Annotated in this window: 10 protein-coding genes; 2 read left to right on the top strand and 8 right to left on the bottom strand. The window is 70.8% G+C overall.

The window, feature by feature from the left end:
- Positions 1 to 18 precede the first annotated feature (18 nt).
- Entirely contained in the window at positions 19 to 417 is a 399-nt protein-coding gene (locus MMF93_RS18985; protein WP_423835473.1) for a PLD nuclease N-terminal domain-containing protein, read from the top strand.
- A gap of 84 nt (positions 418 to 501) precedes the next feature.
- Here MMF93_RS18985 and MMF93_RS18980 read toward each other — a convergent pair whose 3' ends face one another.
- The 7 genes from MMF93_RS18980 to hemL all read right to left on the bottom strand — a co-directional run bounded on the left by MMF93_RS18980 (position 502) and on the right by hemL (position 7,808).
- Positions 502 to 1,050: an SRPBCC domain-containing protein gene (locus MMF93_RS18980; RefSeq protein WP_242753173.1), complete on the bottom strand. Its 549-nt coding sequence runs from the start codon at positions 1,048 to 1,050 to the stop codon at positions 502 to 504.
- Positions 1,051 to 1,108: 58 nt separating this feature from the next.
- The gene (gene ccsB, locus MMF93_RS18975) at positions 1,109 to 2,236 is read right to left on the bottom strand and encodes a c-type cytochrome biogenesis protein CcsB (protein WP_242753171.1); all 1,128 of its coding nucleotides are present in this window, start codon (positions 2,234 to 2,236) and stop codon (positions 1,109 to 1,111) included.
- Positions 2,233 to 4,029 (bottom strand): cytochrome c biogenesis protein ResB, encoded by a 1,797-nt coding sequence (gene resB / locus MMF93_RS18970; RefSeq protein WP_242753168.1) that lies wholly within the window; start codon positions 4,027 to 4,029, stop codon positions 2,233 to 2,235. Before resB ends, ccsB begins: the two co-directional genes overlap by 4 nt.
- Positions 4,030 to 4,032: 3 nt before the next feature.
- Positions 4,033 to 4,827, bottom strand: coding sequence for a cytochrome c biogenesis CcdA family protein (locus MMF93_RS18965; RefSeq protein ID WP_242753166.1), 795 nt, complete (start codon positions 4,825 to 4,827; stop codon positions 4,033 to 4,035).
- 7 nt (positions 4,828 to 4,834) lie between these two features.
- A complete protein-coding gene (locus MMF93_RS18960; protein ID WP_242753164.1) occupies positions 4,835 to 5,437 on the bottom strand; it encodes a TlpA family protein disulfide reductase in 603 nt (200 codons plus the stop codon).
- A gap of 281 nt (positions 5,438 to 5,718) precedes the next feature.
- Complete coding sequence (locus MMF93_RS18955) at positions 5,719 to 6,378, bottom strand: histidine phosphatase family protein (protein ID WP_242757652.1); 660 nt, start codon at positions 6,376 to 6,378, stop codon at positions 5,719 to 5,721.
- A gap of 101 nt (positions 6,379 to 6,479) precedes the next feature.
- The gene (gene hemL / locus MMF93_RS18950; protein WP_242753163.1) at positions 6,480 to 7,808 is read right to left on the bottom strand and encodes a glutamate-1-semialdehyde 2,1-aminomutase; all 1,329 of its coding nucleotides are present in this window, start codon (positions 7,806 to 7,808) and stop codon (positions 6,480 to 6,482) included.
- A 332-nt stretch (positions 7,809 to 8,140) separates the two neighbouring features.
- Here hemL and MMF93_RS18945 point away from each other — a divergent pair, with 332 nt between their 5' ends.
- Positions 8,141 to 8,731, top strand: a complete 591-nt coding sequence (locus MMF93_RS18945; protein ID WP_242753161.1) for a hypothetical protein — start codon at positions 8,141 to 8,143, stop codon at positions 8,729 to 8,731.
- 231 nt (positions 8,732 to 8,962) lie between these two features.
- Here MMF93_RS18945 and MMF93_RS18940 read toward each other — a convergent pair whose 3' ends face one another.
- Positions 8,963 to 10,783 (bottom strand): BCCT family transporter, encoded by a 1,821-nt coding sequence (locus tag MMF93_RS18940; protein ID WP_242753159.1) that lies wholly within the window; start codon positions 10,781 to 10,783, stop codon positions 8,963 to 8,965.
- Between the last annotated feature and the right edge of the window lie 243 nt (positions 10,784 to 11,026).

Here is an 11,026-nt window from a genome sequence, read left to right as displayed (position 1 = left end):
ACCCAGGGGGCGTTCCGCGTGATCATCAGGCTCCTGCCCGTCCTCGTGATCCTGGCCCTGTGGATCTACGCGTTCATCGACTGTCTGAACACCCCCGAGAACGAGGTGCGCAAGCTGCCCAAGGTGGTGTGGGTCATCCTCATCCTGCTGTTCGGGCAGGTGCTGCTGGGGCCCGTCGCCTGGTTCCTGGTGGGCCGTCCCCGCCGCAACACGCCCTACGGCGCGGTCCGTGCCGACGAACGCCGCTGGGTCGCCCCCGACGACAACCCGGACTTCCTCAAGTCCCTGGAGGGCGGCGGCCGGCCGCCCGAGGGGGACGAGGAGAGGGGCCGAAGCGGCGATTCCGCGCCCGAGCCGCGGCACCCGGACGAGGAGCTGCGCGACAAGCGCCCGGACCGCAACCAGGACGAGTCCTGACCCACCCCACCGGGGAGACCTCCCGCCCCGCCTTCCCGCCCGGCATTCCCCCACCGTCTTCTCGCGGGGAAGGGGCCAGGGGGCTCACACCCGGTCGGCGTACTCCGCGCGCAGCGCGGCGAAGCGGGCCGGCGTCCAGGCGTCCCAGTCCGCCGGGCGCCCCCGCAGCTCCTCGCCCAGCAGCTCGAAGTGCTGGTGCCAGCCGGCGAGGGTGTCCAGCAGCCGGCCCGAGTCGCCGGTGAAGTCGTTGCGGAAGCGGACGCGGGTGCCCTCCTCGTCGAGCGCGCCGCGCAGGGTGAAGCCGAAGGAGCCGCGCGTATCGACCGTGTACTCGGCGAGTCGCCGCCTGGACCAGGCGGTGATCCGGCCGGGCGACGCCGGGCGCGGGTCGGCGTCCGCTCCCCCGTCCAGCCAGCGCAGCGTCACCGCTCCGCCGGGGCCCGGCTCGAAGGGGTCGGCCGCGGCCAGCCACCCCCGCAGTCCCGCGGGGGTGGCGACCGCGGCCCAGACGCTCTCGGGCGGGTGCGGAAAGGACAGCTCGAAGCCGACGGTGTGGGCGGCGCCGTCGACGCTGCTGCGTGCGCTTCCGTAGGGGACCCCGCCGGGTGCCGCCTGCGCGCTGTCGGTGCTCATGGCTCCACCTTCACCTTCGTCCCGCGCGTGACCCTGTGCTGTGCGAAGGGGCGGGCGCTCAGATGCCCGCGTAGGAGTGCTTGCCGTTGAAGAAGATGTTCACGCCGTAGTAGTTGAACAGGAAGCAGGCGAACGCGAGGAGCGCGAGGTAGGCCGCCTTGCGCCCCTTCCAGCCCGCCGTGGCGCGTGCGTGCAGGTAGCAAGCGTAGGCGACCCAGGTGATGAACGACCAGACCTCCTTCGGGTCCCAGCCCCAGTAGCGGCCCCAGGCGTCGCCCGCCCAGATGGCGCCCGCGACGATGGTGAAGGTCCAGAACGGGAAGACGGTGGCGTTGATCCGGTAGGCGAACTTGTCGAGGGAGGCCGCCGAGGGCAGCCGCTCCAGGATCGAGCTGCCCACGGTGCCAGGCTTGCCGCCGCTCAGCAGCTTCGTCTCGTAGGAGTCCCGGAAGAGGTAGAGGAGCGAGCCGACGGCGCCGAGGTAGAGCAGCGCACCGCAGATGATGGCCAGCGAGACGTGGATCCACAGCCAGTAGGAGTGCAGCGCGGGCACCAGCTGGTCGCTGTCGGTGTACAGGACGGTGACGGCCAGGCCGAGGTCCAGCAGCACGGTGGTGACCAGCGGCAGCCCCATCCAGCGGACGTTCTTCTTGGCGATCAGGAAGCCCAGGTACCCGGCCACGGCGACCATCGAGAAGGCCGTCGAGAACTCGTACATGTTGCCCCAGGGGGCGCGCTGCACCGACAGGGAGCGGGTCAGCACTCCGGCGAAGTGCAGCAGGAAGGCGAGCACCGTCATCGAGACGGCGATGCGCCCGTACATGTCGCCCTGCTGGTCGCCCGCCGCGGCGCCGGGGCCGTCGGGCAGGTCGCCGCGCTTGCCGTTGCCGGAGCGGGTGACGATCTTCGGGGTCTTCGGCGGAGCGGGCTTCTCCAGCACGGCCGTACCGCCCTCGGCCGCCTTGGCCTGTACGGACACGCCGCCGGACTGGGCGGGCACGGCGTCGTCGGCGCCGGGCTTCTTGGTCAGCGCGGCGGCGGTGCGGGCCACCTTGCTGCGCGAGCCGAACGTCCACTCGGCGATGTACGCGCAGAAGGCCAGCACGTAGACGGCCATCGCCGAATAGATCAGATAGTTGCTGATCTGAGCGAGCTGCTCGTTGGGCTCGGCTGCCAGGAGGTTCACTTGCCTGCTCCTTCGGGGGCTTGGGCAGGATCGGCCGGTGTCTTCGACGCGTCCGCCTCATCGGTGGCGGCCTCGTCGGCGGCGTCGGCACGCGTCTCGGACGCGACGGGTGCCGCGTCCTGCATATCGGTGGCGAGGGAGGCGAGTTCGTCGGGCAGCCGCGCGGACTCGCTGCGGCCCAGTGCGGCCATCTCGACGACGGTGCGGCCGTCGTCGCCCGCGTACGCCCGCACCCACACGCGGCGGCGCTGGATGAACAGCGAACCGGCGAGCCCGGCGATGGCCGCCAGCGCACCGCCGAGGGCCCAGCCGTTGCCCACCTGGTGGGAGACCTGGAAGTTCGCCCACTCCTTGACGCCCTCGAACTCGAGGGAACCCGCGCCGTTCGGCAGGGTCATGGTGTCGCCGGGGGTGAGCTTCTTGGCGAAGGGGCTGCCGTCCTTCTCCTTGAACTTCTCCATGTTGTCGGTGTCGAGCTGGTAGACGTTCTGCGCGGGACCGCCGTCGACGCCGAGGTTGCCGTGGTAGGCGGTCAGGAACATCGCCGGGTTCTTCAGCAGGGGCGACTGGGAGAACATGGTGCCGCTGTCCGGCTGGAAGTCCGGGACGAAGAAGCCCTGGAAGCCGAGCTGGTCCTTGCGGCCCTTGCCGTCCACGTAGTCGGGGACCTTGACGACGCCGCTGGAGGTCTGGTTGTTGTCCTGCTGGAGGAAGGGCACGGGGCCGCGGTAGGCGAGGTTGCCCTTGCCGTCCTTGACGGAGACGACGGGCGCGTAGCCGTTCGCGATCAGGTAGACCTTGGAGGAACCGACCTGGAGCGGGTGGTTCACCTTGATCGTGCTCTCGGTCCCCTCGGTCCTCCCGTCCTCGGTGTAGGAGATGTCGGCGCGGTAGTCGCGCGCGGTGCCCTTGTTGGGACCGCTCGTCTCGTACGTGGCGTGGAAGTCCTTCAGCCGGAAGGAGAAGGGGTCGAGCATGTCGGAGGTGAACAGCGAGCCCGACTGGAAGTCGTCGTACTGGGTCAGCACGTTGGAGAAGCTGTCGCCCTGGACGATCAGCTTGCGGCCCTCGGACTTGAACAGCTGCCCGGAGGCGAACGCCAGCAGCAGCACGATCAGCGCGATGTGGAAGGCCAGGTTGCCGGCCTCCCGCAGATAGCCCTTCTCCGAGGCGACGGCGCCCTTCGACGGTCCGCCGTCATCCTGCTCCTGATGGGTGCGGAACCGCCTGCGCCGCAGCAGCGTCCTGGCGGCGCCCAGCACCTGGTCGGGCGCGGCCTCGGTGCGCCAGGTGGTGTAGACGGGCATTCGGTCGAGACGGCGCGGGGCGCGGGGCGGGCGCGACCGCAGCTGGCCGACGAACTGCCAGGTCCGCGGGACGATGCAGCCGATCAGCGAGATGAACAGCAGAATGTAGATCGCCGAGAACCACACCGAGGTGTAGACGTCGAACAGTTGGAGCTTGTCGTAGAGCGGCGCCAGCGTGGTGTGGTCCTCGCGGAACTTCTCCACCTTGAGCGCGTCCACCGGGGTCTGCGGGATGACCGAACCGGGGATCGCGCCCAGCGACAGCAGGAAGAGCAGGATCAGCGCCACCCGCATGGACGTCAGCTGCCGCCAGAACCACCGCGCCCAGCCCAGCGGGCCGAGCGAGGGAACGTTCAGCTTCTCCTCGCTGGGCGCCGTCGACAGCTGCGCCGCGGCCTCCCGCTCCTTGGCCGCCTCGGACTCGCCCGCGGCGCCCGCGCCCCCGGTCTCGGTACCGACGTCCTTACCGGTATCGGTCGTGCTCATGGATCAGATCCCCACAGTGAAGTCGGACGACCAGACCGTGATCTCGTAGACGATCCGGTCCCAGATGCCTGTGACGAGCAGGACACCGACGGCGACGAGCATCCCGCCGCCGAGCCGCATGACCCACGCGTAGTGCCGCTTCACCCAGCCGAAGGCGCCCAGCGCGCGGCGGAAGGCGAGGGCGGCGAGGACGAACGGGACACCCAGCCCCAGACAGTAGGCCACCGTCAGCAGCGCGCCGCGACCCGCGCTCCCCTGGTCCGAGGAGAGCGTGAGGACGGCGGCGAGGGTCGGCCCGATGCAGGGCGTCCAGCCGATACCGAACAGCACCCCCAGCATGGGGGCGCCCGCCAGCCCTATCGCGGGCCGCTTGTGGATGCGCACCTCCCGCTGGGTGAAGCGCGCCAGCGGACCCAGCACACCCATGAAGGCGAGCCCCAGCAGGATCGTCAGCCCGCCCAGCACCTTGGAGATGACGTCCCGGTGCTCCTGGAGAGTGGCACCGAAGCCGCCGAACAGAGCGCCGCCGGAGACGAAGACGGCGGTGAAGCCGAGCACGAACAGGCCGGCGCCCAGGAACATCCGGCCGCGCCGCGCCTCGGCCAGATCGGTGCCGCTGACCCCCGTGACGTAGGAGAGGTAACCGGGCACCAGCGGCAGCACGCACGGCGAGAAGAAGGAGACCAGTCCGCCCAGCAGCGCGATGGGCAGCGCGAGCAGCAGGGCGCCGCCGAGGACGGTGTCGTTCATGCCCGAGGCCGCGAGGGAGACGACGGGGCCGGCCGCGAGAGAGGTCATGGGGCGGTCACTTCGCGTCGATCAGAGGGTCGAGCGCCGAGCGCAGCTCCTTCTCGCTCAGCGACTTCAGTGCCCGCACCGCGACCTTGCCGTCCCGGTCGAGGACGAGGGTGGAGGGGATCGCCTGCGGCGAGAGGGTGTTCTTGGGGAACTTCAGGATGAGCTTGCCGCTGGGGTCGTAGAAGCTCGGGTAGTCGACGTCGTAGCTGCGCTCGAACGCCTGCGCGTTCGCCTTGTCCAGGTCGCGGGTGTTGATGCCGAGGAACTGGACGCCCTTGTCCTCGGTGTCGTGGGCGACCTTGGACAGGTTGGGGGCCTCCGCGCGGCAGGGGCTGCACCACGAGCCCCACACGTTGAGCACGACGACCTTGCCCTCGTAGTCGGAGAGCTTCAGCTTCTTCCCGTCCACCGAGGTGCCCGCCAGATCCGGCGCCTCGGTGCGCTTGCCCTCGGGCACCTTGGTGATCTCACCGGTGCCCTTCACGAACTTCGTGTCGCCGGAGGACGAGCCGGGCTGCTCGCCGCTGCACGCGGACAGCAGCAGCGCACCGGCGGCGACCCCGGCGGCCAGCAGGGTGGTGCGGCGGCGGGAGGCGCGGGTCTGGCTCATGTGAAAAGTTTCGCATGCGCGCCTCCGCGATCTTTCGCGCCCCCCACCGCATGCGTACCCCGCTGCGCTTGGGCAGTCTGCTCCCCCAGCCTCCGGCCGGGAGGTGCCCCCAGGGGCGCAGGGTGGGCAAGCGCAGCACCCACCACCGGGCTGCACTCGAAGGGCGCCCACCACGGGGGACGGGCACGACCGTCGCGCGAGTGCGGAGGCGGTTGTGCCCACCCTCCCCCAGCCTCCGGCCGGGAGGTACCCCCAGCCCTGCGGAACGCCTGCCCACAACCTTAGGCTCCCGCGCTGCGCCCCTGGGCACCCTTGCCGCCACGGCCCCGCTTCGCCCCACCGCGCAGGTGCTCCGGAACCAGGTCGCGGGCCGGTTCGGTGTAGCCGACGGAGACGATGCGGTCGCCGAGGAAGGTGAAGCTCGTCAGCGAGGCGAGCGTGCACTGGCGGCGGCGCGGGTCGTGCCACAGCCTGCGGTGCTCGACGAAGCTGCGCAGAATCCAGATCGGCAGCTGGTGGCTGACGCACACCGCCTCGTGGCCGCGCGCCGCGTCCTTCGCGGTCTCGATCGCGGCGCGCATCCGTACGACCTGTTCGAGGTACGGCTCGCCCCAGGAGGGGCGGAAGGGGTTGCGCAGGTGGCGCCAGTTCTCCGGGCGGCGCAGCGCGCCGTCGCCGACGCCGAAGGTCTTGCCCTCGAAGACGTTGCCGGCCTCGATCAGCCGCGCGTCGGTGGCCAGGTCGAGCCCGTGCGCCTTGGCGACGGGGGTCGCGGTCTCCTGGGCGCGCTCCAGCGGCGAGGCGACGACGTGGGTGATGTCGCGGCCTTCCAGGTGTTCGGCGACGCGGTCGGCCATGCGGCGGCCGAGGTCGGAGAGGTGGTAGCCGGGTTTGCGTCCGTACAGGACGCCCTCGGGGTTGTGGACCTCGCCGTGCCGCATCACGTGGACGACGGTGACGGTCTTGTCGTCCTTGCGGGCCCCGGTCTCCCCGCCGTCGAGCGCCTGGCTGCCGGTGTTCTCGCTCACGTCCTCGCCCTGGCTCATGCCGGCACCGCCTCGGCGGCGGCGCGGGCGGCGGCCGGCAGCGCGGCGGCGATCCGTTCGATGGCGCGCTCGTCGTGCGCGGCGGAGACGAACCAGATCTCGAAGCCGGACGGCGGCAGGTAGACGCCCTGGGAGAGCATCGAGTGGAAGAACGCGGTGAAGCGGAAGGACTCCTGCTTCCTGGCGTCGTCGTACGTGCGGACCCCCGCGTCGCCGTAGTCGCCGAAGAAGACGGAGAACATGGTGCCCGCCGTCTGGACGGTGTGCGCCACGCCCGCCTTGGTCAGCGCCTCGGTGGCCAGCTCGCGCACCTGGCGGGCCGCGGAGTCGACCACGGCGTGCGCGGCGAAGTCGTTCGCGGCCAGCAGCCGCAGCTGGGCGAGGCCCGCGGCGGTGGCGACCGGGTTCCCCGACAGGGTGCCGGCCTGGTAGACGGGGCCCGCCGGGGCGAGGTGGTCCATGACGTCCTTGCGGCCGCCGAACGCGGCGGTGGGGAAGCCGCCGCCCATCACCTTGCCGAAGGTCATCAGATCGGGTGCGACGCCGTCGATGCCGTACCAGCCGCGCGGTCCCGCCCGGAAGCCGGTCATGACCTCGTCGGAGATGAAGAGCGCGCCGTCGGCGGCGCACAGGTCCTTGAGCCCCTGGTTGAAGCCGTCGCGTGGCGGGACGATGCCCATGTTGCCCGGCGCGGCCTCGGTGATCACGCAGGCGATCTCGCGGGGGTGCGCGGCGAACGCCTCGCGGACCGCGTCCAGGTCGTTGTACGGCAGCACGATCGTGTCGCCGGCCTGCGCCCCGGTGACCCCCGGCGTGTCCGGCAGGCCCAGCGTGGCGATGCCGGACCCGGCCGAGGCGAGCAGCGCGTCGACGTGCCCGTGGTAGCACCCGGCGAACTTGACGACCTTGGGGCGGCCGGTGAACCCGCGCGCCAGCCGGATCGCCGACATGGTCGCCTCGGTGCCGGAGGAGACCAGGCGCACCTGCTCGACGGGGTCGATCCGGTGCACGATCTCCTCGGCGAGCGCCACCTCGTCCTCGACGGGGGTGCCGAAGGACGTGCCGCGCTCCACGGCCTGCCGCACGGCCGCCGTGACCTCGGGGTGCGCGTGGCCGAGGATCGTCGGGCCCCAGGAGCAGACGAGGTCGACGTACTCCCTCCCGTCCGCGTCCGTGAGGTAGGGGCCGGAGCCCGACACCATGAACCGGGGCGTTCCGCCCACCCCGCGGAAGGCGCGGACGGGCGAGTTCACGCCTCCTGGTGTCACGGCGGCGGCGCGGTCGAAGAGCGACTGCGATACTGGTGCACTGTACGAGTAAGTCACGAAAGCCATGGTGTCATCAGGCCCGTGTGCGGGGCCTTCGGGGCGTTTCACGCTCCGTGGGACGGGGAGGTCTCTGACACGATGATCGGGCCGCACGGGGACGGCAGTGCGGCCCGGATGAGCAGTCGGGTGGTGACATGCATCGCGGTGGCGGACTGGGAGAGGGGCCCGGCCCCTCGGAGACTGGCCCGGAGCGTGCGCAGGGGCGCCACAGGCGCACTGCGGCGGAGACCGAGAGCGGGACCACGGCGGGGAGATCACACAGCGGTACGGGGCACAGCGGCAGGCCGGAGGGCGGTGCCGGGCAGCACGGCGGCACGGCACAGGACGGCATGCAACACGGCGGCGCCGGGCCGAACGGCCCGGTGGCGGAGGACGGGACGACGAGCGGCAGCGGACTCGTGCGGGGCGGCGGCCTCGGTCAGGGCGCGGGGCTCGCGGGTATCGGCAGCACGGCGAAGATCAGGAGCAGCAGGGGTGGCGGCCGAGTGGGGGTGACCTACAAGTACTTCGGGGCACCGGACGGTGCCACGGCCGCGCGCGTTCCCATCTCGATGCGCCCCGAGGAGCTGGGCGGGGACGAGTTGGGCCAGGGCATGTTCACCAAGATCAAGCCCGAGACGATGGCGGCGATGGTGCTGACGGGGATCGAGGGCATACCGCTGCACCGGGTCCCGCCGCTCGAACTCGTCGTCCTGCACCCGGACTACGCCGTGGTGAAGCTCCCCATGACGGTCGTCGACCCGCTGCGCGGTGTCGGTGACGAGACGGTGGGCGCGGCGGCGTTCATCTGGTCCACCGTTCCCGACCGGGCGGGACCGCAGGACGCCTTCAACGTCTACCAGCTTCTGCACCGCTGGCAGGACTTCTCCGACCGCCTCCACGAGGCGGGCCACCAGGCCTACTGCCTGGTGTGGCCGTAGACCCCGCCAACTCCCCCCCACCACCGCGCGGGCGCGCCCGTTACGCCGTCCCGCCATACCGCGCCCGCGGCTCACCGCGCCCGCCGGCCCCTGGGCTACGAGCGGCGGTGCCGGGCGAACTGACGGCCCGCCAGGAGCGCGGGCGCGGCACGACCGCCCACGACGACGGGCGCCCCGCCACCGTTGGCACGGTGGCGGGGCGCCCGTCGTCGTCGGGTGGGGACTTACCTCTCAGTCCTCGCCCTTGTCGGTGCTCGCCCGGCCCGAGGCGGCCGAGTCGCCCGAGGCCTTGCCGTTCGACGCACCGCCCGCCTGACCGGAGTCGTCGGCCACCACGGCGTCGGCCACGGCCTGGGCCACCTCGGCGTCCAGGATCTCCGCGTCCAGCTTGGGCGCGTCCGGGTCGACCGGCGCGATCTGGAACTCGAAGTCGCCGCCGTACTGCTCGTGTCCGGCGACCACCGCGCTGCCCACGGCCTCCTCGCCCCGCTCGGTACGGATGATCAGCGGGTCCCTGCGCAGGTCCTTGGACAGGGCGATGCACAAGCCGATCATCACGACCGTGAAGGGCACCGCCACCAGGATGGTGAGGTTCTTCAGGCCTTCCAGCGCTTCGTCCCCACCACCACCGATCATCAGCATGACCGCGCCGACGGCGCCGGTGAGGACACCCCAGATGATGACGACGCCGCGGCTGGGCTCCAGCGTGCCCCGCTGCGAGAGCGTGCCCATCACGATCGAGGCGGCGTCCGCTCCGGAGACGAAGAAGATGCCGACCAGGAGCATCACGATGAACCCGGTGACGCTGGCGATCGGGTACTCGTTGAGCACGTTGAAGAGCTGCGCCTCCTGGGTGTCGCCCAGGTTCGTGCCGTCGGACTGGAGCTTCATGGCGGTGCCGCCGAAGATGGCGAACCAGATGAGGCTCACGACGCTGGGGACCAGGATCACGCCGCCGACGAACTGGCGGATGGTGCGGCCCCGGCTGATGCGGGCGATGAACATGCCCACGAACGGCGTCCAGGAGATCCACCAGGCCCAGTAGAAGACCGTCCAGCCGGACAGCCACTCGGCCACGCCCTTACCGCTCGAGGAGTCCGTTCGCCCGATCAGCTGCGGCAGGTCGCCGAGGTAGCTGCCGAGTGAGGTCGGCACCATGTTGAGCATGAGGATCGTCGGGCCGACGATGAAGAGGAAGACCACCAGGAGTCCTGCCAGCACCATGTTGATGTTGGACAGCCACTGGACGCCCCTCTCCACGCCGGAGACGGCGGAGAAGACGAACGCCGCCGTCAGCACGACGATGATGGTGACCAGCACGCCGGTGCTGACCTTGCTCGCCCAGCCGGCCTCCTCTATGCCGCTGCCGATCTGGAGCGCGCCCAGACCCAGCGACGCGGCGGAGCCGAACAGCGTGGCGAAGATGGCGAGGATGTCGATGACCTTGCCGACACCGCCGTTGGCGGCGCGCTCACCGATCAGCGGGGTGAAGACCGCGCTGATCGTCTGCCGCCTGCCCCGGCGGAAGCAGCTGTAGGCGATGGCGAGGCCGACGACCGCGTAGATCGCCCACGGGTGGAGCGTCCAGTGGAAGAGCGTGGTGGCCAGCGACGTCTGCATCCGGTCCGCGTCGTTGGCCGGGTCGGTGCCGGGCGGGGCGTCGTTGAAGTGGCTCAGCGGCTCGCTCACGCCGTAGAACATCAGCCCGATGCCCATGCCGGCGCTGAACATCATCGCGATCCACGAGACGGTCTTGAACTCCGGCTGCTCCCCCTCCTTGCCGAGGGTGATCTTGCCGTAGCGGCTGAAGGCCAGCCACAGCGAGAAGATCACGAAGCCGGTCGCGGCGAGCACGAAGGCCCAGCCGCCGTTGTGCATCGTCCAGTCGAGCATCGTCTTGGAGACGTCGCCCAGCGAGTCCGTCGCGACCGCGCCCCATACGACGAAGATGAGCGTGAGCAGTGCCGTGACACCGAACACGATGCGATCGGTCTGGGGGCCCCGGGTCAGCCCCCCGCTGGAGGCATGAGCCTCCTCTGTCTCAGGTTTCACGTTTGACTATTGCCCTTCCTCCGGAGGACACGCGTCCTCGTAAGCGCGCGGTCTCTGACATGGATTCGCAGGGCCGCTACCCGGCGCGGATGAAAGTAATCCGGCTGATCAGCGCCCTCCGAAGCCTGATTTTCCGCTCAACTGCCCACAGCGACGGGGACGTTGTCCGCACCTCGACAACCCGCCACCACGCTGCGTGACCAGTGGAACCCGGTAAGCCTAGGGCCCCTGTCACCGCCGGGA

This window comes from Streptomyces tubbatahanensis, from assembly GCF_022699385.1.
Lineage (GTDB): Bacteria > Actinomycetota > Actinomycetes > Streptomycetales > Streptomycetaceae > Streptomyces > Streptomyces diacarni.
This window is presented reverse-complemented; position numbering and strand designations above follow the sequence as displayed.

Bases quoted from the DNA above. Each gene is read 5' to 3' on its own strand.
- MMF93_RS18980 (WP_242753173.1), bottom strand. From the start codon at position 1,050: ATGAGCACCGACAGCGCGCAGGCGGCACCCGGCGGGGTCCCCTACGGA.
- resB (WP_242753168.1), bottom strand. From the start codon at position 4,029: ATGAGCACGACCGATACCGGTAAGGACGTCGGTACCGAGACCGGGGGC.
- MMF93_RS18965 (WP_242753166.1), bottom strand. From the start codon at position 4,827: ATGACCTCTCTCGCGGCCGGCCCCGTCGTCTCCCTCGCGGCCTCGGGC.
- MMF93_RS18960 (WP_242753164.1), bottom strand. From the start codon at position 5,437: ATGAGCCAGACCCGCGCCTCCCGCCGCCGCACCACCCTGCTGGCCGCC.
- MMF93_RS18955 (WP_242757652.1), bottom strand. From the start codon at position 6,378: ATGCGGCACGGCGAGGTCCACAACCCCGAGGGCGTCCTGTACGGACGC.
- MMF93_RS18945 (WP_242753161.1), top strand. From the start codon at position 8,141: ATGCAACACGGCGGCGCCGGGCCGAACGGCCCGGTGGCGGAGGACGGG.